This is a genomic window from Variovorax sp. GW823-FHT04B03 (genome assembly GCF_058796495.1).
Genome location: NZ_JBXAIT010000001.1, coordinates 1298027 through 1316054 on the forward strand (window position 1 = coordinate 1298027; position 18028 = coordinate 1316054).

Genomic DNA, 18028 nt, shown 5'->3' on the forward strand with positions numbered 1-18028 from the left:
CCTTCGTTTCTTCTTAGTTGGCCGCGGCGGTGCGCGTCGCGCTGCCTGCCTTGCGGTCCGCGCAGGCCTGTTTGAATTCCGGCGTGGCGCGCGTTTCCTTCGAGAAGCGCTTCGAGGCCACGCTGCCATCCCTGCACACGCGATCGAGCTCGGCCTGCGCGCTCTTGTTGCCCGCATGTGCGGCGTGGGCCAGCAGGCGCACCGCGTGGAAGGGCAGTGCGCCCGAGCTGCCGGGTGACGCGGTCGCTGCAGTGGTCGTCGGCTGCGGTGTTGCTGCAGCCTTGACCGGCTCCGCAGGCAGCGTGCGCGCGATGCCCGCCGAGGTCGGCATGCGCTCGACGGCGGTGAAGTCGCCGCTCTTGCCAGCGCGCTCGACCATCTGCCGGTAGCTGTCCATCATGAACGACGTGTCCTTGGGCGTGAGCTCCTTCGCCGGCTTGGCAAGGTAGGCCGCGACCTCGGGTGGCAGCGCGGCGTTCACGGTGCTCAGTTCATGCGCGCCGCCGAAGCCGCGCGAGCCGGCCTGGGCGGCATGCGCGGCGTCGTCGCCCAGCGCCATCGCGCCCTTGGCGGCCACGCCGGTGGCACCTTCGGCTGCCACCGCACCGGCGCCGACTGCTGCGCCCTTGCCCGCCACACCGGCCGCCTTGCCGGCGGTCGCGGCCTTGCCTGCCGCTTTGCCGATCAGGCCCCAGAAGGCATGGGCCGGTGGGGCGAGGGCGGTGCCCGCGAGCGCGGCGCAGAGGACGAGGGCGGCCTGGTTCGGGCGCGACAGGAGGAGGGGAAAGCGTGTGCGTGACGGCATGCAGCGATGCTAAGCGCAGGCGGCCGGCACGCTGGCGCGGGCTGCGCGGCATACTGCGCGAGTCCCACCCCTTTTCTCTTTTTCTCTTCTTCTTCCGAACGGATTCCCCATGGCAGGTTTGCAAGCCGGCGCGCCGACGCCCCAATCGATCACCGTGCACGGGCAGTCGCGCGTGCTCGAGGTCGGCTTCTCGGACGGCGCCACCTTCCGCATCCCCTTCGAGCTGATGCGCATCTACTCGCCGTCGGCCGAAGTGCAGGGCCACGGCCCGGGGCAGGAGGTGCTGCAGACCGGCAAGCGCGATGTCGACCTGGTCGGGCTGGAGCCGGTGGGCAACTACGCCGTGCAGCCGGCCTTCAGCGACGGCCACAACTCCGGCATCTACACCTGGAGCCTGCTGTACGACCTGGGCGCGCGGCAAGCCGAGCTGTGGGCCGACTACGAGCGGCGCCTGGCCGCGGCCGGCGTGGACCGCGACGCCCCGATGGCCGACAAGGGCGGCCACGCCTGCAGCAGCCACTGAGCGTCGCCGGAACCGAGGGTAAACATACCCTGTTGCTATTGAAAAGATAGCCTTACACACAGCAAAGACGCGCGTTGCGGCGGCCCTCCGTTGGAGGAAAAAGCAACAAATGTCCGCCGTGCCCGCGGGGTCGTCGCCTTGAAGGAATGCCTTCCGGCCTAACATCCAGCGCATGAGTACAACCCACTTCGGCTTCGAGAAAGTCGACGAAAGCGAGAAGGCGCAACGCGTTCGCGGCGTCTTCGACTCGGTGGCCTCGCGCTACGACATCATGAACGACCTGATGTCGGCCGGACTGCACCGGGCCTGGAAGGCCTACACCGTGATGGTCGCGAACGTGGGCGAAGGCTCGCGCGTGCTCGACATCGCGGGCGGCACCGGCGACCTCGCGCTCGCCTTCTCGAAGAAGGTCGGCGCCACGGGCCAGGTGGTCCATACCGACATCAACGAAGCCATGCTGCGCACCGGCCGCAACCGCCTGCTCGACGCCGGCGTGGTGCTGCCCACCACGGTCTGCGACGCCGAGAAGCTGCCCTTTCCCGACGACCACTTCGACGTGGTCACCGTGGCCTTCGGCCTGCGCAACATGACGCACAAGGACATCGCACTCAAGGAGATGAACCGCGTGCTCAAGCCGCGCGGCAAGCTGCTGGTGCTCGAGTTCTCGAAGGTCGCCAAGCCGCTCACGAAGGCCTACGACTGGTATTCGTTCAACGTGCTGCCGCGCCTGGGCAAGCTCGTGGCCGGCGACGATGCGAGCTACCGCTACCTGGCCGAATCGATCCGGATGCATCCCTCGCAAGAGGAGCTCAAGACCCTCATGAAAGAGGGCGGTTTCGGACATGTGGACTATCACAACATGACGGGGGGAATTGCTGCCCTCCATGTTGGAATCAAGTGTTGATCACGATGACGACGCGAATTTTTCGCTCAAGAGGAGACGGCATGAAGAGTTTGGGTTCTTTGTTCTTGGCAGCAGCACTGGTGCTGGTGAGCGTTCAGGCGGAAGCTGCTCGCATGGGTGGCGGCAAGTCCGTCGGTCGCCAGTCGTCCAACGTGACGCAGCGCCAGGCCACGCAGCCCGCGGCCCCCGCGCAGCAGAACGCGACCAATGCGGCGCCCAAGCCCGCAACGCCCGCCGCCGCTGCGCCGAAGCGTCCGTGGGGCGCGATGCTCGGCGGCCTGGCCGCCGGCCTGGGCCTGGCATGGCTCGCGAATTCGCTCGGCCTGGGTGCCGGCTTCGCCAACATCCTGCTGATCGCGCTGCTGGCTTTTGCCGCGCTCGCGGTGTGGCGCATCTTCAAGGCGCGCTCGGCCGCGTCGTCGGGCAACGCCAACCGCCAGGGCGCTTTCGCCTTCCAGGGCGCCGGCAGCCCCGCCGATGCACGCGCACCGGCACAGTACAGCCCGGCCAACGTCGGCAACGACGCCTCGGCACGGCCGTGGGAGCGCAACGCCGCGGCGTTCGACGCCGCGCCGGCATCGCACGGCAGCAGCCTCTCGGCCGCGGGTGCCGCAGCCGGCGGCAGCATGATCGGTTCGGCACTGGCCGGTTCGCAGTCCTGGGGCATCCCCGCGGGCTTCGATGCCGACGGTTTCCTCACCGCCGCCAAGCGCAACTTCGTGACCCTGCAAGACGCCTGGGACCGCGCCGACGTGTCGATGCTGCGTTCCATGATGACCGACAGCATGGTCGAAGAGATCCGCACGCAGCTGGCCGACCGCGCCAGCCACACGGGCGGTGCGCTCAACAAGACCGAAGTCGTGATGCTCGACGCCAAGCTGTTGGGCATCGAAGAGCTGCCCGACGCCTACATGGCGAGCGTGGAGTTCTCCGGCATGATCCGCGAAGACGCCTCGGCGGGCCCGGCCCCGTTCCGCGAAGTCTGGAACATGACCAAGACCGGCAGCGCTGGCTGGCTGGTGGCAGGTGTGCAAGCGCTGCAGTGACAAAAACCTGAGCCACGGCCGTCACCCGGCCGTAGCACTGACGGGATAATGGGGACCATGGCTACACCATCGTCCCCTTTTTCTTTGCTCGGCGACCTGTTCAACCGCATCGGCGAACGCCTGCAACCGCCGGCCTGGGCCGTCCACGAGATCCAGCACCGCGCGGTCCTGTTCCTGAACCACGTGCTGCAGCAGGAACCCGAAGCGCAGCAGCGGCTGCTGCGCCAGCAGGGCAGGGTGGTGCGCTTCCAGTGGCGCTTCGTGACGATGGAACTGGTGGCCACGCCGGCCGGCCTGCTCGACCTGGCACCTGCCGGCTCCACGCCCGAACTCACGCTCACCGTGATCGATGACTCCCCCTTCGACATTGCCCGCGCCACGCTGCGGGGCGACAAGCCTTCCGTGCAGATCGTCGGCGACGTGCAGCTCGCGGCCGAGGTCAACTGGCTGGTCGACCACGTGCGCTGGGACGTCGAGGACGACCTGGCCCGCGTGATCGGCGATGTGCCCGCGCACACGCTGGGCAATGGCGTGCGCCGCGTGGTGGGCGCGCTGCGCCAGTTCGTCGGCGACCGCTCGGCCCGTGCCGGCGGTGCGGCGGGCCACGCCGAATGAGTCGCTTCTATCGCGGCCTGTTCATCGTCTGGGTCGCACTGCGCTATGGCCTGGACGAGCTCGTGCTCACGAGCTTCCAGAAGCCCTGGCTGCGCGTGGTGGCGCGCATCGTCTCCATCGGACGCAACCTTGACGCGCCGCGCGGCCAGCGCCTGCGCGAGGCGCTGGAGCGGCTGGGCCCCATCTTCGTGAAGTTCGGCCAGGTGCTGTCCACGCGGCGCGACCTGCTGCCGCCCGACATCGCCGATGAGCTGGCCTTCCTGCAGGACCGCGTGCCGCCGTTCCCCTCGGCGGTGGCGGTCGCGACCATCGAGCGCGCCTTCCGCCGCCCGGTGAGCGACGTGTTCGTGCAGTTCGACGAAACGCCCATCGCCAGCGCCTCGATCGCGCAGGTGCACTTCGCGACCATCCGCACCAACCAGGGCGAGATCCGCGACGTGGCGGTGAAGGTGCTGCGCCCAAACATGCGCGGCGTGATCGAGAAGGACCTGGCCCTCATGGCCATGATGGCCGGCTGGATCGAGAAGCTCTCGCCCGACGGCAAGCGCCTGAAGCCGCGCGAGGTGGTCGGCGAGTTCGACAAGTACCTGCACGACGAGCTCGACCTCGTGCGCGAGGCTGCCAACGCTGCGCAGCTGCGCCGCAACATGGCCTCGCTCGACCTGGTGCTGATCCCCGAGATGTTCTGGGACTTCTGCCACCCCGAGGTGATCGTGATGGAGCGCATGAACGGCGTGCCCATTGCGCAGATCGACAAGCTGCGCGCTGCCGGCGTCGACATTCCCAAGCTGGCGCGCGACGGCGTGACGATCTTCTTCACGCAGGTGTTCCGCGACGGCTTCTTCCATGCCGACATGCACCCGGGCAACATCCAGGTGAGCCTGGCGCCCGAGACCTTCGGGCGCTACATCTCGCTCGACTTCGGCATCATCGGCACGCTCACCGAGTCCGACAAGGAGTACCTCGCGCAGAACTTCGCGGCCTTCTTCCGGCGCGACTACAAGCGCGTGGCCGAGCTGCACCTGGAGAGCGGCTGGGTGCCGCAGGGCACGCGCATCGACGAGCTCGAGGCCGCGATCCGCACGGTGTGCGAGCCGTACTTCGACCGGCCGCTGAAGGAGATTTCGCTGGGCATGGTGCTGATGCGCCTGTTCCAGACCTCGCGCCGCTTCCATGTCGAGATCCAGCCGCAGCTCGTGCTGCTGCAGAAGACCCTGCTGAACATCGAGGGCCTGGGCCGCAGCATCGACCCCGAGCTCGACCTCTGGGCCACGGCCAAGCCCTTCCTCGAGAAGTGGATGATCGACCAGATCGGGCCGAAGAAGCTGTTCCAGCAGTTGCGGGCCGAGGCGCCGCGCTACGCGAAATTGCTGCCGCAATTGCCGCGTTTGCTGCACGATTTCCTGGAAAATCGGCCGCCCGATCACCGCCGCGAGTTGCAGGAGCTGCTGGCCGCGCAGAAGCGCACCAACCGGCTGCTGCAGGCCATCCTCTATGGCGGCATCGGATTCGTCCTGGGGTTGCTCGCCATGCAAGTGCTGGTGCGCGTGCGTTTGTTCTAGAGGCTGGAGGAGTTTCGCCGTGTTGTTGACGCTGGTCATCGTCTATCTGCTGGTCACCATCGCCATCGGCCTGTATGCGGCCAAACGGGTGAAGAACACCACCGACTTCGCGATCGCGGGGCGGCACCTGCCGCTGTTCATGATCATCACGACCACCTTCGCGACCTGGTTCGGGTCCGAGACGGTGCTCGGCATTCCGGCCAAGTTCATCGAGGGCGGCCTCAGCGGCGTGGTCGAAGACCCGTTCGGCGCGGGCACCTGCCTGATCCTGGTGGGCCTGTTCTTCGCGGGCAAGCTGTACCGCATGACGCTCCTGACCATCAGCGACTACTACCGCGAGCGCTACGGCCGCAGCGTGGAAGTGGCCTGTTCGCTGATCATCATGCTGAGCTACCTGGGCTGGGTGTCGGCGCAGGTCACGGCGCTGGGGCTGGTGTTCAACGTGCTGTCGGCCGGCGCCATCAGCATCCCGCTGGGCATGGTGATCGGCGTGGTCTCGATCCTGGCCTACACGCTGTTCGGCGGCATGTGGTCGGTGGCCGTGACCGACTTCATCCAGATGATCATCCTGGTCGTCGGCCTCGCGGTGATCGCGATGTTCGCGGGCGACATGGCCGGCGGCGCCGACAAGGTGGTGGCCTTCGCGGTCAGCAAGGACCTCTTCAAGTTCTGGCCCGAGCCCAACTGGCACGACATGGTGTTCTTCTTTGCCGCGGCCATCACGATGATGCTGGGCTCCATTCCGCAGCAGGACGTGTTCCAGCGCGTGATGTCGGCCAACGGCGTCAAGGCCGCCACGCGCGGGCCGGTGATCGGCGGCGTGGCCTACATCCTGTTCGCCTTCGTGCCGATGTTCCTCGTGGCCAGCGCGCTGCTGATCATGCCGGAGGAGGTGGCGGTGCTGCTCAAGGAAGATCCGCAGAAGGTGCTGCCCACGCTGGTGCTGCAGAAGATGCCCTTCGTGATGCAGGTGCTGTTCTTCGGCGCGCTGCTGTCGGCCATCAAGTCGACCGCCTCGGCCACCCTGCTGGCGCCCAGCGTCACCTTCACCGAGAACATCTGGCGCCAGTTCCGTCCCGCCGGCACCGACCGCGAGAACCTGATGACCATGCGCATCACGGTGCTGCTGTTCAGCGCCGCCGTGCTGGCCTACGCGATCCGCATGCAGGGCACGCCGATCTACGAACTGGTCTCGGGCGCCTACCAGGTGCCGCTGGTCGGGGCCTTCGTGCCGCTGGTGTGCGGCCTGTACTGGCGCCGCGCCACCACCCAGGGCGCCATCGCCTCGATCGTGGGGGGCATCGGCGTCTGGCTGCTGTTCATGGCCATGCCCTGGGGTACCGCCTTCCCGGCCCAGCTGGCGGGCGTGCTGTCCTCCTTCGCGGGCATGGTCATCGGCTCGCTGCTGCCGCAATGGATAGCGAACACTCACACGCCGCACCGCCTCCTGGCGACCGAGCCGGCCTGACGGCGGGCTGGGCCGCGCCCCCACGGCCCCTGCGGGCGGGGGCGCCCCTATAATCGAGGGCTTTGCGAGCGGCAGCTGCGTCGCTCATTCCCACCCCCGATTTCCCATGCCCATTTACGCCTACAAGTGCAGTTCCTGCGGCTTTGCCAAGGACGTTCTGCAGAAGATGTCGGACACGCCGCTCTCGGTGTGCCCGGAATGCGGTGCGAGCGCATTTGAAAAGCAGGTCACGGCCGCCGGCTTCCAGCTCAAGGGCTCGGGCTGGTACGTGACCGACTTCCGCGAGGGCGGCGGCAAGAAGTCCGAGGCCGCCACCGCGCCCGCTGCGTCCGGCGACGGCGCCAAATCGGCCGACGCTTCTTCTTCGTCCCCCGCCTCCAGCCCCGCACCGGCGCCCGCTCCCGCGCCGGCCCCCGCTGCAACGGCTGCCGCCAAGAGCGGCGACTGACGGAACCCTCTCCCATGTCCGCCCTGCGCAAATGGTTGTTCTCCGGCTTGCTGGTGATCGTTCCGCTGTTCATCACCCTGGCGGTGCTGAAGTGGATCATCGACACGCTCGACCAGACGCTGTGGGTGCTGCCGGGCGCATGGCAGCGCTGGCTCTACGACAACAACATCCGCGGGCTCGGTGTGCTGCTCACGCTGGCCATCCTGCTGGTGGTCGGTGCCATTGCGAGCAACTTCGTCGGCAAGCGCCTGCTCGGCTGGGGCGACGCCGTGGTGCGCCGCATTCCGGTCGTGCGCTCGATCTACTCGAGCGTCAAGCAGGTGTCGGACACGCTGTTCTCCGAGAACGGCAACGCATTCCGCACGGCAGTGCTGATCCAGTGGCCGCGCGAGAGCGTGTGGACCATTGCCTTCGTGACCGGCGCGCCGGGCAACGAGGTGGCCGAGTACCTGGGCAGTGAGGAATTCCTCAGCGTCTACGTGCCGACCACGCCCAACCCCACGGGCGGCTACTTCGTCATGCTCAAGCGCAGTGACTGCGTCGAACTGAAGATGAGCGTGGACGAAGCGCTCAAGTACATCGTCTCGATGGGCGTGGTCGTTCCAGGCGGCCCCTCCTCGGTGGCGATCAAGCCATCCAACTCATAAAAACGAACGCGCCACGACGGCGCCGGAAGTCATCTCTATGGCCATGCGTACTCACTATTGCGGTCTTGTGACCGAAGCCCTGTTGGGCCAGACCGTCACCCTGTGCGGGTGGGTCAACCGTCGCCGCGACCACGGCGGCGTGATCTTCATCGACGTGCGCGACCGCGAAGGCTACGTGCAGGTGGTGTGCGACCCCGACCGCGCCTCGACCTTCGCCGTGGCCGAGAACCTGCGCAACGAGTTCTGCGTGCAGATCACCGGCCTGGTGCGCGCGCGCCCCGAAGGCACGACCAACGACAGTCTCAAGAGCGGCAAGATCGAAGTGCTGTGCCACGAACTGAAGGTGCTGAACCCCTCGGTCACGCCCCCGTTCCTGCTGGACGACGACAACCTGTCGGAAACCACCCGCCTCACGCACCGCGTGCTCGACCTGCGCCGCCCGGCCATGCAGCGCAACATGATGCTGCGCTACAAGGTGACGATGGAAACGCGCAAGTTCCTCGATGCCAACGGCTTCATCGACATCGAGACGCCGATGCTGGGCAAGTCCACGCCTGAAGGCGCGCGCGACTACCTCGTGCCCAGCCGCGTGCACGACGGCAGCTTCTTCGCGCTGCCGCAGTCGCCCCAGCTGTTCAAGCAGCTGCTGATGGTGGCCGGCTACGACCGCTACTACCAGATCGTGAAGTGCTTCCGCGACGAAGACCTGCGCGCCGACCGCCAGCCTGAATTCACGCAGATCGACATCGAGACCTCGTTCCTCGCCGAAGAAGAAATCCGCGAGATGTTCGAAGGCATGATCCGCAACGTGTTCCGCAACGCCGCGGACATCGACCTGCCGGTGTTCCCGACCATGAGCTACGCCGACGCGATGTTCAAGTACGGCTCGGACAAGCCCGACCTGCGCGTGAAGCTCGAGTTCACCGAACTCACCGAGCTGATGAAGCGCGTCGAGTTCAAGGTGTTCTCCAACGCCGCCACCATGGCCGGCGGCCGCGTGGTCGCGCTGCGCGTGCCCGGCGGCGGTGCCGAGGGCGGCCTGTCGCGCGGCGAGATCGACGCGTACCAGGAGTTCGTGAAGATCTACGGCGCCAAGGGCCTGGCCTACATCAAGGTCAACGACGCCGCCGCCGGCCGCGAAGGCCTGCAAAGCCCGATCGTCAAGAACCTGGACGACGCCACGCTGGCCGAGATCATCGCCCGCACGGGTGCGCGCAACGGCGACATCCTGTTCTTCGGTGCTGACAAGGAAAAGGTCGTCAACGACGCCATCGGCGCGCTGCGCGTGAAGATCGGCCACAGCGCCTTCGGCAAGAAGGCGGGCCTGTTCGACGACCGCTGGGCACCGCTGTGGGTGGTCGACTTCCCGATGTTCGAGTTCGACGAGGAAGGCCAGCGCTGGAGTGCCGTGCACCACCCGTTCACCGCACCGAAGGACGGCCATGAAGACCTCATGGACACCGCACCCGAGAAGTGCATCGCCAAGGCCTACGACATGGTGCTCAACGGCATCGAGATGGGCGGCGGTTCGGTGCGTATCCACCGCGAGGAAGTGCAGAGCAAGGTGTTCCGCGCGCTCAAGATCAGCGCCGAGGACGCGCAGCTCAAGTTCGGCTTCCTGCTGGACGCGCTGCAGTACGGCGCCCCGCCGCACGGCGGCATCGCCATCGGCCTGGACCGCCTGGTCATGCTCATGACCGGCGCCGAGTCGATCCGCGACGTGATCGCGTTCCCCAAGACCCAGCGCGCGCAAGACCTGCTGACGCAGGCGCCGAGCCCGGTCGACGAGAAGCAACTGCGCGAACTGCACATCAAGCTGCGCAACACGCCCCAAGCCGCAGCCTGATGCCGGCATGACGACTGGCACCCGACCCTGGAAGATCCCCGAGTCGGTGCTGGTCGTGATCCACACGCCCGTGCTCGACGTGCTGCTGATCCGGCGCGCCGATGCCCACGAGTTCTGGCAATCGGTCACCGGCAGCAAGGATGCCCTCGATGAGCCGCTGGCGCTCACCGCGGCGCGCGAGGTGGCCGAGGAAACCGGCATCCAGTGCGGCGAGGGCACGCCGCTGGCGTCGCAACTGGTCGACTGGCAGCTGCGCAACGTCTACGAGATCTACCCCGGCTGGCGCGCGCGCTACGAACCCGGCGTCACCCACAACACCGAGCACCTGTTCGGCCTGTGCGTGCCCGAACGCCTGACGCCCGTGCTCGATCCGCGCGAGCACACCGACTGGCAATGGCTGCCGTACCACGAGGCGGCCGACGCCTGCTTTTCCCCGTCGAACGCCGAAGCCATTCTGTTGCTGCCAGAATTTGCGCGATGAACCCACCGGCCGCCGCAGCAGCAGCAACGCAGAACCTCCGGGTCGCGACCTACAACATCCACAAGGGTGTGCAGGGGATCGGGCCGGCGCGTCGGCTCGAGATCCACAACCTGGGCCACGCCATCGAGCAGCTCGACGCCGACATCGTCTGCCTGCAGGAAGTGCGCAAGATGAACCGCCAGGCCGCTGCCCGCTTTCCGCGCTGGCCCGAGCTGCCGCAGGCCGACTTTCTGGCGCCCGAGGGCTACACGGCCGTCTACGAGACCAACGCCGTCACGCGCCATGGCGAGCACGGCAACGCGCTGCTCACGCGCTGGCCGGTGATCCGCACTGGCCACCAGGACATCTCCGACCACCGCTTCGAGCAGCGCGGCCTGCTGCATGCCGTGATCGACATCGAAGGGCGCCGGGTGCACGCCATCGTGGTGCACCTGGGGCTCATCAAGGGCAGCCGCGTGCGGCAGGTGGCCCGGCTGCGCGAGTTCATCGAGCGCGAGGTGCCGGCCGACGAGGCCGTGGTGGTGGCCGGCGATTTCAACGACTGGGGCGCGCGCATGCGCTACGCCATGAACGCCATGGGCCTGCGCGACACCAGCGACCTGCGCGGCCCGCGCACGCTCACGTACCCCTCGCGGCTGCCCGTGACGCAGCTGGATTTCGTCTACGGCCGCCAGCTCGAACCGCTGGCCTGCAACGTGCCGCGGGGTCCCATCTGGGCCCGCATGTCCGACCACCTTCCGCTGGTAGCCGACTTCGCGCTACCTAATTGATAGCATTGCTCCGAGAAGGGGCGGGCGTTGCAGCCCGAATCCCCTGGGGCCATTCACTGGTACGATCCCCGCCATGCTGAGGAAAACCGACGTCGAACCGCTTCCCGATCGAAAAGACGATGACGAGGGCACCCCCGTCTCCGTCAAGATCCGCGAGCGACTGAATGCAGCGCGCAAGCGTTTCAACGCCAACGACAACATCGCCGAGTTCATCCAGCCGGGCGAACTGGAGTCGCTGCTCGACGAGGTCGAGGTCAAGATGAAGGCCGTGCTCGAGAGCCTGGTCATCGATGTCGAGAACGACCACAACACCGACAACACCGCGCGCCGCGTGGCCAAGATGTACCTCAACGAGGTGTTCCGCGGCCGCTACGTGCCGGCGCCTCCGCTCACCGAGTTTCCCAACGCCGAGCACCTGAACGAGCTGATGATCGTCGGCCCGATCACCGTGCGCAGCGCCTGCTCGCACCACTTCTGCCCGATCATCGGCAAGCTGTGGATCGGCGTGATGCCCAACGAGCACACCAACGTGATCGGCCTGTCCAAGTACGCACGCCTGGCCGAATGGGTCATGGGCCGTCCGCAGATCCAGGAAGAAGCCGTGGTGCAGCTGGCCGACCTGATCCAGGAAAAGACGCAGCCCGACGGCCTGGCGCTGGTCATGGAGGCCGAGCACTTCTGCATGGCCTGGCGCGGCGTGAAGGAAATGGACAGCAAGATGATCAACTCCGTCATGCGCGGCGTGTTCCTGAAAGACCCGAGCCTGCGCCGCGAATTCCTCTCCCTCCTGCCACGAAAGAGCTGAGCCATGCTGGTCCGACTTCTCTACGCCAGTCGCGCCGTCGATACCAGCCCCGAGGCCATCGAGGCGATCCTCGCGAAATCGCGCACGCACAACCCGGCCTGCGGCATCACGGGCATCCTCTGCTACGGCGCCGGCACCTTCCTGCAGGCGATCGAGGGTGGTCGCGACGCCATCAGCGACCTCTACGGCCACATCCAGCGCGATCCGCGCCACAAGGACGTGGTGCTGCTGCACTACGAAGAAATCTCCGAGCGCCGTTTCGGCGGCTGGACGATGGGGCAGGTCAACCTCTCCAAGCTCAATGCCTCGACGCTGCTGAAGTACTCCGAGAAGCCCGAACTCGACCCGTACAAGGTCTCGGGCAAGGTCTCGCTCGCGCTGCTCGAAGAACTGATGGCCACCGCCGCCATCGTCGGCCGCCACTGATCCCGGTTCGACCGGGGTGCCCCTTTCCGCGTTCGCACTGATCCTGCTGGCTGGCGTCATCCACGCCAGCTGGAACATCGCCGCCAAGAAGGCGAACGGCGATTCGCGCTTCGCGTTCCAGAGCGGCGTGTTCATGGCCGTGGTGTGGGCGCCCGTGGGCATCACGCTCGGCTGGAGCGTCGTGCCGACCTGGGGCACGAAGGAGTGGGCCTTCATCGTGCTGAGCGGCGTGCTGCACGTCTTCTACTACGTCGTGCTGCTGCGCGGCTACCGCAAGTCCGATCTCACGGTGGTCTACCCGCTGGCGCGCGGCTCGGGGCCGCTGCTGTCGTCGCTGGTCGCGATCCTGTTCCTGGGCGAGAAGATCAGCCTCGTCGGCGTGGCCGGCATCTTCGGCGTGGTGCTCGGCGTGTTCCTGGTGGCCGGCGGCCCGCGCCTCTTTCACAAGAAGCATGACCCGGTGCAGCGCGAACGCGTGCACAAGGGCATGCGCTACGGTGTGCTGACCGGCGCCTTCATCGCGGCCTACACGGTCACCGACAGCTACGCCGTCAAGTTCCTCGCCATGTCGCCGATCCTGCTCGACTACATGAGCAACTTCGTGCGTCTTGTGCTGCTGCTTCCCGCCGCGCTGCAGGACCGCGCGACCACCGCGCGCATGTGGCGTGAGCAGTGGAAGTACGCGCTGCTGGTGGCGGCGATCAGCCCCGTCTCGTACGTGCTGGTGCTGTACGCGGTGCAGCAGGCGCCCATCTCGCACGTCGCGCCGGCGCGCGAGGTGTCGATGCTGTTCGCCGCGCTGATCGGCGGGCACCTGCTGCGCGAAGGCGACCGCATGCTGCGGCTGCTGGGTGCGCTGTTCATCGCGGCCGGCGTGATCGCGCTCGCACTGGGTTGACCGAAGGCGGGCGATGCTCTTCGGCTGCGATTTCTCTAGCGCACCGACCGCCCGCAAACCCGTCGTTGTGGCCGTCGGCGAGCTGGCCGGCCCGGACGCCGTCACGCTGACCGGCTTGCACCGCTTCGCCACGCTCGACGCCTGGGGCCAGTGGCTCGACAGCAGCACGCCCGCCTGGGTCGGCGGTTTCGACTTTCCCTTCGGCCTGCCGCGCGAACTGGTCGAGCACCTGCAGTGGCCCACCGCATGGGATGCGCTGATCGCCCACTACGCCGGCCTGAGCCGCGCCGAAATCCGCGACACCTTCGCCGCCTTCTGCGCGGCGCGTCCGGTCGGCGGCAAGTTCGCGCACCGTGCGACCGATGCGCCGGCGGGCTCGAGCCCGTCGATGAAGTGGGTGAACCCGCCGGTGGCCTACATGCTGCACGCCGGTGTGCCGCGCCTGCTCGCCGTCGGCGCCACCTTGCCGGGCCTGCACGCGGGCACGCACAAGGAGCGCATCGCGCTGGAGGCGTATCCCGGCCTGCTGGCCCGCGAGCTGATCGGCCGGCGCAGCTACAAGAGCGACGACCTCGCGCGCCAGTCGCCCGAGCGCGAAGCCGCGCGCGCCGACCTGCTGGCCGCGCTCGAGGCCGGACGCACGCGGCTCGGCCTGCGCCTCCAACTCACGGCCGCGCAGCGCGACGGGCTGCGCGCCGACGCCAAGGGCGACGAACTCGATGCGGTGCTGTGCCTGCTGCAGGCCGCCTGGGCCCAGCAGCGCGCCGGCAGCCCCGGGCCGGGCTACGGATTGCCGGGATCCATGGACCCGCTCGAAGGCTGGATCGTCAGCGCCTGAGCCGCCTGCCGTCGCTTGCTTGTCCTACAGCGCTTCGGGCCTGCGGCGACACCCGGGCGCAGGCGGTGGGGACTAGATTGACTGGCGTGGACCAAGCCGGTCCATGCACCCATTCCGACCGCAGGAGGATTTCCCATGACAACGTCGAACCGTTCCCTCGCTCCCTTTGCCACCTCGCGCACCTGGCTCGCCGTGCTCGCAGCCGGCGCCGCGCTGACCCTGGCCGCCTGCGACAAGCCGGGCAACCAGACCGCCGGTGAAAAGCTCGACAGCGCCGTCGCCAAGACCGAGCAGGCGGCCTCCGATGCCAAGGCCAAGACCGAACAGGCCGCGGCCGACGCCAAGACCGGCATGGCCGGCGCCACCGCCGATGTGAAGGAAGCCGCCAAGGACGCCACCGCCGCCGTGACCGCCACGGTCGACGATGCCGCGATCACCGCCTCGGTCTCGGCCGGCCTGGCCAAGGACCCGGACCTGAGCGCGATCAAGATCGACGTCGACACCAAGGGCGGCACCGTGAGCCTCAAGGGCCCGGCACCGACGGCCGCCGCCAAGTCGCGCGCCGAGGAGATCGCCAAGGCCGTGCAGGGCGTGAAGTCGGTGAACAACCAGCTCGAAGTGAAGGGCTGATCGGCCCTTCCGCCGCGCCCAGCAAAAAGCCCGGTTCGACCGGGCTTTTTCTTGTCTGCGTGCGGCACGCGTTGGCGCGACGTCAGGGCGGGTCTTGCCGTGGCGGCCGCGCAGGCTTCTGCAGCAGCGTGTTGAGCAGGTCGGCCACGTCGGAGGTCTTGAGCACCGCCGCGATCACGGCCGTGGCCGAGAGCAGCCGCCAGGGCCGCACGAGCACCAGCAGCGAGCCCGTGGCGGCCGCGGCGGCCATGAGCTTGACGGGCTCGGTGCGGGCGTAGTGTTCGAGCAGGGGGCGGGCCAGCTGGCCGGCCGCGTGCGCGGGATGGCGGCGCCACCAGCGCTGCACCACGCCGCGCGCCATCGCGCTCCAGACGTTGTGGCGGCGCCCGGGCGAGGCGGGCGGCGCATCACCCGCGTCGGTGTGTGCGTATTCGAGATCGTCGTCGGCGTCGCCGGCGGCAAAGGCGCGATGGGGCGCCGGTGCGTCCGGCTCGCCGCCGTTCAGTTGCCGCACGAGTGCGCGGCGAGAAAGGGCCAGCCGCTGTTGCGGCGTGAGTTGCGGTGCGGCAGGGCGGCGGGGATCAGGGCTGCTCATGGCGGGCTCCGGCGGCATGCAGCGCGTCGAGGTCCGCGGCCAGCTGGGCGCGCAGATCGTCGAAGCCGTAGTTCGGACTCGGGCGGGTGGCGATCCAGGTGCAGATCGCCGCGATGACCACTGCCACGGCAGGCACGGCCACCAGCACCCAGTGGAAGCTGCCGTGCAGCACGCCGAGCAGCACGGCCACGCCGATCAGCCCGAGGGCGAGCACGGCGGTGGCCACGGCCAGGACGCCCGCGACCAGTCGGGCAACCAGGCCGCGTCCCGCCACGGCACTCTCCTGCCGGACAAGGGCGGCGTAGTTGGCGATGTGATCGGCAATGAGCTCCGGGTGCCCGAGCACCGTCGAGAAGATCGGATGAAGCATGTGCGAGGGTGGTCGGGCGGGGTCGGTCGTTCAGTGGCGATGCAACAGCGGATCAGTAGTCGTCGCGGTTGCGGCGGCTGGCCAGCACGATCAGCGCCGTGATGGCGGCGCCGGCAGCGGCGGCCAGCAGCACCGAGCGCACGGGCTGGTCGGAGATGTAGCGGCCGGTCACGTCGGCGGCCTGTTCGATGCGGCGGTGCGCGCGGGCGCTGGTGGTCGAGGCGGCGTCGAGACCGCGCTGCACGGCTTGCTGCACGCGTGCGGCCAACTGCTCGACACCCGGTTCGGCGTCGCGGCGCAGTTCGCGGACCTTTTCGCCCGCCGCATTCACCGCGTTCTGAGCGTAGGCGCGGGTGGTTTCTGCCGCTTCCTGGGCGGTCTGGCGCACGTCGTCGGCGAGTTGCGAAGGGGTCTTGGTCGTGTTCATGGGAGAGTCCTTTCCGGGAAGATGAAATGCGGGAGCCTGTGGATCGTAACTACGCTACTTGCGTCGTAGCAAGCCGGCCAGGAAGCTGGCGATGGCGAGCACGGCAAAGATGATGAAAAGGACCTTGGCGATCCCCACCGCGCTGGCGGCAATGCCACCGAAGCCGAACACGGCAGCGATGAGTGCGATGACCAGAAATACCACGGCGTAGTGCAGCATGCGGAACTCCTTCGAGGCTTCCCTCTTTGTGGTTTGAAACCATGCATCCGGGCGCATCGCTGAAGACGCGGCCCGGTGCCGGATGACACAGGACCCACCTTAAGGGCAGGGCCGCATCGGCCCTGTCAGCGACCGGGGCGGGGGTGCGTAGGAGGCGACCGAGTCGCCGCAGGCCCGGGGCGTGAAGAAATGCCAGCGCCTGCGTCAGGCACCGCGCGACGCGGGGGTGTCGGGGCTCGCCGTCGTGCCGGCCTGCGGTGCCGGCTTCACCACCGGCAGCATCGCGGTGAGCCGCGTGCCCTGGCCGGGCGCCGAGGTGATGGTGAGCTTGCCGCGCGCCGCCTCGACCCGGTGGCGCATGCCCGCCAGGCCGTGCGTCGACGGGCGCATGCGCTGCGCGTCGAAGCCCTTGCCGTTGTCGGCCACCTCCACGATCACGTGGTTGGCGTAGTTCTTCAGCACGATGGTGGCTTCGCTCGCCTCGGCGTACTTGCCGATGTTGGTCAGGCTCTCCTGCACCATGCGGTAGATCGTGAGCTGGCGCGATTCGTCCATGCTCACGGGCTCCAGCGCCATCTCGATCTCCAGGCCCGAGCGCTCTCCGAACTCGCGCCCCAGGATTTCCAGCGAGGCGACCAGCCCGAGGTTGGAGAGCGACGAAGGCCGCAGGTCCTCGATGATGCGGCGCTTCAGCGCGATGCCGCTGTTGAGCAGCTCGGTCAGATGCTGCAGCCGCTGGATCGCGTCGGGCGAGTCGGCCAGGCGCGACTTCAGCCGCGCCACGTCGAGCTTGGCAGCCGTGAGCAGCGAGCCCAGTTCGTCGTGCAGCTCGCGCGCCAGGTAGCCGCGCTCGGTCTCGCGCACGTCCTGCAGGTGGGTGGCGAGTTCGGCCAGCGAGGCGGTGCGCTCGCGCACCTCGTCTTCTAGGGCGTTGCGTTCGCGTTGCAGCGCCTCCTGCTGGCGCTCGCCCACCGAGCGCAGCGCGTGCGTCTGGCGCAGGTACAGGAAGAAGGCGATCAGCGCCGCGAGCGCCACGATGCCGGTGCCGACGCGCGCCAGCTGCAGCGACTTCATCACCTGCAGCTGGCCGGCCTGCAGCGTCGCGTTGCTGGTCTTCACCAGCTCGTTGGCGGTGGCGCGGATGGCTTCCATCTCCTCGCGCCCGACGTCGGTGGTCATGACGAACTTCCAGGCGTCCTCGTTGCCCTCGTGGCGCAGCCGCACGCTCATGTCCATCTCGGCGATCTTGCGCAGCACGTGCTTGGACAGCTCGGACAGCTGGGTGCGTTCGGCCGGGCGTTCGGCGTACAGCTGGCGCAGCGTGGCCAGGTTGCCGTCCACCTGCTTGACCGCGATGTCGTAGGGCTGGCGGTAGGCGGCTTCGCCCGTGAGCAGGAAGCCGCGCTGGCCGGTTTCGGCGTCCAGCATGTTCTGCAGGATCTGGTTGAGCGTGCCGCGGATCTGCTGCGCCTCGTCGATGTCCGCCAGGGCGCGGCTCGATTGCCGGTATCCTGCCTCGTTGATGCCCACGAGGGCCAGTGCGGCCAGCGCCGCGAGCAAGAGGCTCACGGCCATTTTTTGGGGGGCTAACCAGTGCATGACACCCTTAGGGTCGCATTCAATGCAACTTCGTGAATAATTGATAACAATCAGGGACCGGCATGCTGCGGCTTCCAAAGCTGCGGCACAACGACGAAAGTAACAG

22 protein-coding genes are annotated in these 18028 nt (G+C 67.9%); 16 read left to right on the forward strand and 6 right to left on the reverse strand.

Features of this window, described 5'->3' with window-relative positions; all coding sequences use genetic code 11:
• Positions 1-13: 13 nt before the first annotated feature.
• Complete coding sequence (locus AC1RAD_RS05880; protein ID WP_492734167.1) at positions 14-805, reverse strand: hypothetical protein; 792 nt, start codon at positions 803-805, stop codon at positions 14-16.
• A gap of 109 nt (positions 806-914) precedes the next feature.
• Here AC1RAD_RS05880 and AC1RAD_RS05885 point away from each other — a divergent pair, with 109 nt between their 5' ends.
• From AC1RAD_RS05885 to AC1RAD_RS05960, 16 genes are all read left to right on the forward strand, one after another.
• A complete protein-coding gene (locus AC1RAD_RS05885) occupies positions 915-1328 on the forward strand; it encodes a gamma-butyrobetaine hydroxylase family protein (protein WP_062477026.1) in 414 nt (137 codons plus the stop codon).
• 172 nt (positions 1329-1500) lie between these two features.
• Positions 1501-2232: a bifunctional demethylmenaquinone methyltransferase/2-methoxy-6-polyprenyl-1,4-benzoquinol methylase UbiE gene (gene ubiE / locus AC1RAD_RS05890; RefSeq protein WP_062477029.1), complete on the forward strand. Its 732-nt coding sequence runs from the start codon at positions 1501-1503 to the stop codon at positions 2230-2232.
• Positions 2233-2273: 41 nt separating this feature from the next.
• Positions 2274-3278 (forward strand): Tim44 domain-containing protein, encoded by a 1005-nt coding sequence (locus AC1RAD_RS05895; protein ID WP_062477032.1) that lies wholly within the window; start codon positions 2274-2276, stop codon positions 3276-3278.
• 57 nt (positions 3279-3335) lie between these two features.
• On the forward strand, positions 3336-3893 hold the full coding sequence (locus AC1RAD_RS05900; RefSeq protein ID WP_062477123.1) for a ubiquinone biosynthesis accessory factor UbiJ: 558 nt from the start codon (positions 3336-3338) through the stop codon (positions 3891-3893).
• Positions 3890-5455, forward strand: coding sequence for a ubiquinone biosynthesis regulatory protein kinase UbiB (gene ubiB / locus AC1RAD_RS05905; RefSeq protein WP_062477035.1), 1566 nt, complete (start codon positions 3890-3892; stop codon positions 5453-5455). The genes AC1RAD_RS05900 and ubiB overlap by 4 nt, the downstream gene beginning before the upstream one ends.
• 19 nt (positions 5456-5474) lie before the next feature.
• Positions 5475-6923: a high affinity choline transporter 1 gene (locus tag AC1RAD_RS05910; RefSeq protein ID WP_492734168.1), complete on the forward strand. Its 1449-nt coding sequence runs from the start codon at positions 5475-5477 to the stop codon at positions 6921-6923.
• Between the two features lie 106 nt (positions 6924-7029).
• On the forward strand, positions 7030-7371 hold the full coding sequence (locus AC1RAD_RS05915) for an FmdB family zinc ribbon protein (RefSeq protein ID WP_062477042.1): 342 nt from the start codon (positions 7030-7032) through the stop codon (positions 7369-7371).
• Positions 7372-7385: 14 nt separating this feature from the next.
• Entirely contained in the window at positions 7386-8018 is a 633-nt protein-coding gene (locus AC1RAD_RS05920; RefSeq protein ID WP_062477045.1) for a DUF502 domain-containing protein, read from the forward strand.
• 37 nt (positions 8019-8055) lie between these two features.
• On the forward strand, positions 8056-9864 hold the full coding sequence (aspS, locus tag AC1RAD_RS05925; protein ID WP_307584106.1) for an aspartate--tRNA ligase: 1809 nt from the start codon (positions 8056-8058) through the stop codon (positions 9862-9864).
• A gap of 7 nt (positions 9865-9871) precedes the next feature.
• A complete protein-coding gene (gene nudB, locus AC1RAD_RS05930) occupies positions 9872-10345 on the forward strand; it encodes a dihydroneopterin triphosphate diphosphatase (RefSeq protein WP_492734169.1) in 474 nt (157 codons plus the stop codon).
• Positions 10342-11115: an endonuclease/exonuclease/phosphatase family protein gene (locus AC1RAD_RS05935; protein WP_070063590.1), complete on the forward strand. Its 774-nt coding sequence runs from the start codon at positions 10342-10344 to the stop codon at positions 11113-11115. The genes nudB and AC1RAD_RS05935 overlap by 4 nt, the downstream gene beginning before the upstream one ends.
• A 73-nt stretch (positions 11116-11188) precedes the next feature.
• A complete protein-coding gene (gene folE, locus AC1RAD_RS05940) occupies positions 11189-11920 on the forward strand; it encodes a GTP cyclohydrolase I (RefSeq protein WP_095743929.1) in 732 nt (243 codons plus the stop codon).
• Positions 11921-11923: 3 nt separating this feature from the next.
• Positions 11924-12346: a BLUF domain-containing protein gene (locus AC1RAD_RS05945; RefSeq protein ID WP_062477059.1), complete on the forward strand. Its 423-nt coding sequence runs from the start codon at positions 11924-11926 to the stop codon at positions 12344-12346.
• 16 nt (positions 12347-12362) lie between these two features.
• On the forward strand, positions 12363-13244 hold the full coding sequence (locus tag AC1RAD_RS05950; protein WP_369631685.1) for a DMT family transporter: 882 nt from the start codon (positions 12363-12365) through the stop codon (positions 13242-13244).
• A gap of 13 nt (positions 13245-13257) precedes the next feature.
• Positions 13258-14082: a DUF429 domain-containing protein gene (locus tag AC1RAD_RS05955; RefSeq protein ID WP_492734170.1), complete on the forward strand. Its 825-nt coding sequence runs from the start codon at positions 13258-13260 to the stop codon at positions 14080-14082.
• A gap of 135 nt (positions 14083-14217) precedes the next feature.
• A complete protein-coding gene (locus tag AC1RAD_RS05960; protein ID WP_492734171.1) occupies positions 14218-14712 on the forward strand; it encodes a BON domain-containing protein in 495 nt (164 codons plus the stop codon).
• An 82-nt stretch (positions 14713-14794) separates the two neighbouring features.
• On the opposite strand, the gene AC1RAD_RS05965 is transcribed toward AC1RAD_RS05960, so the two are convergent.
• From AC1RAD_RS05965 to AC1RAD_RS05985, 5 genes are all read right to left on the reverse strand, one after another.
• On the reverse strand, positions 14795-15307 hold the full coding sequence (locus AC1RAD_RS05965; protein ID WP_492734172.1) for a hypothetical protein: 513 nt from the start codon (positions 15305-15307) through the stop codon (positions 14795-14797).
• Positions 15294-15677, reverse strand: coding sequence for a hypothetical protein (locus AC1RAD_RS05970; RefSeq protein ID WP_062477071.1), 384 nt, complete (start codon positions 15675-15677; stop codon positions 15294-15296). The genes AC1RAD_RS05965 and AC1RAD_RS05970 overlap by 14 nt, the downstream gene beginning before the upstream one ends.
• 52 nt (positions 15678-15729) lie before the next feature.
• Positions 15730-16104, reverse strand: a complete 375-nt coding sequence (locus AC1RAD_RS05975; RefSeq protein WP_062477074.1) for a hypothetical protein — start codon at positions 16102-16104, stop codon at positions 15730-15732.
• Positions 16105-16158: 54 nt separating this feature from the next.
• The gene (locus AC1RAD_RS05980; protein WP_070063586.1) at positions 16159-16323 is read right to left on the reverse strand and encodes a DUF1328 domain-containing protein; all 165 of its coding nucleotides are present in this window, start codon (positions 16321-16323) and stop codon (positions 16159-16161) included.
• 204 nt (positions 16324-16527) lie between these two features.
• The gene (locus tag AC1RAD_RS05985) at positions 16528-17898 is read right to left on the reverse strand and encodes a CHASE3 domain-containing protein (protein WP_492734173.1); all 1371 of its coding nucleotides are present in this window, start codon (positions 17896-17898) and stop codon (positions 16528-16530) included.
• Positions 17899-18028: the final 130 nt, after the last annotated feature.

Coding starts and splice junctions, on each gene's coding strand:
- AC1RAD_RS05970 (WP_062477071.1), bottom strand. CDS start 15,677: ATGCTTCATCCGATCTTCTCGACGGTGCTCGGGCACCCGGAGCTCATT.
- AC1RAD_RS05880 (WP_492734167.1), bottom strand. CDS start 805: ATGCCGTCACGCACACGCTTTCCCCTCCTCCTGTCGCGCCCGAACCAG.
- AC1RAD_RS05915 (WP_062477042.1), top strand. CDS start 7,030: ATGCCCATTTACGCCTACAAGTGCAGTTCCTGCGGCTTTGCCAAGGAC.
- AC1RAD_RS05885 (WP_062477026.1), top strand. CDS start 915: ATGGCAGGTTTGCAAGCCGGCGCGCCGACGCCCCAATCGATCACCGTG.
- AC1RAD_RS05935 (WP_070063590.1), top strand. CDS start 10,342: ATGAACCCACCGGCCGCCGCAGCAGCAGCAACGCAGAACCTCCGGGTC.
- ubiE (WP_062477029.1), top strand. CDS start 1,501: ATGAGTACAACCCACTTCGGCTTCGAGAAAGTCGACGAAAGCGAGAAG.
- AC1RAD_RS05960 (WP_492734171.1), top strand. CDS start 14,218: ATGACAACGTCGAACCGTTCCCTCGCTCCCTTTGCCACCTCGCGCACC.
- aspS (WP_307584106.1), top strand. CDS start 8,056: ATGGCCATGCGTACTCACTATTGCGGTCTTGTGACCGAAGCCCTGTTG.
- AC1RAD_RS05980 (WP_070063586.1), bottom strand. CDS start 16,323: ATGCTGCACTACGCCGTGGTATTTCTGGTCATCGCACTCATCGCTGCC.
- AC1RAD_RS05900 (WP_062477123.1), top strand. CDS start 3,336: ATGGCTACACCATCGTCCCCTTTTTCTTTGCTCGGCGACCTGTTCAAC.
- nudB (WP_492734169.1), top strand. CDS start 9,872: ATGACGACTGGCACCCGACCCTGGAAGATCCCCGAGTCGGTGCTGGTC.
- AC1RAD_RS05975 (WP_062477074.1), bottom strand. CDS start 16,104: ATGAACACGACCAAGACCCCTTCGCAACTCGCCGACGACGTGCGCCAG.
- AC1RAD_RS05985 (WP_492734173.1), bottom strand. CDS start 17,898: ATGGCCGTGAGCCTCTTGCTCGCGGCGCTGGCCGCACTGGCCCTCGTG.
- AC1RAD_RS05920 (WP_062477045.1), top strand. CDS start 7,386: ATGTCCGCCCTGCGCAAATGGTTGTTCTCCGGCTTGCTGGTGATCGTT.
- AC1RAD_RS05955 (WP_492734170.1), top strand. CDS start 13,258: ATGCTCTTCGGCTGCGATTTCTCTAGCGCACCGACCGCCCGCAAACCC.
- AC1RAD_RS05965 (WP_492734172.1), bottom strand. CDS start 15,307: ATGAGCAGCCCTGATCCCCGCCGCCCTGCCGCACCGCAACTCACGCCG.
- ubiB (WP_062477035.1), top strand. CDS start 3,890: ATGAGTCGCTTCTATCGCGGCCTGTTCATCGTCTGGGTCGCACTGCGC.
- folE (WP_095743929.1), top strand. CDS start 11,189: ATGCTGAGGAAAACCGACGTCGAACCGCTTCCCGATCGAAAAGACGAT.
- AC1RAD_RS05895 (WP_062477032.1), top strand. CDS start 2,274: ATGAAGAGTTTGGGTTCTTTGTTCTTGGCAGCAGCACTGGTGCTGGTG.
- AC1RAD_RS05945 (WP_062477059.1), top strand. CDS start 11,924: ATGCTGGTCCGACTTCTCTACGCCAGTCGCGCCGTCGATACCAGCCCC.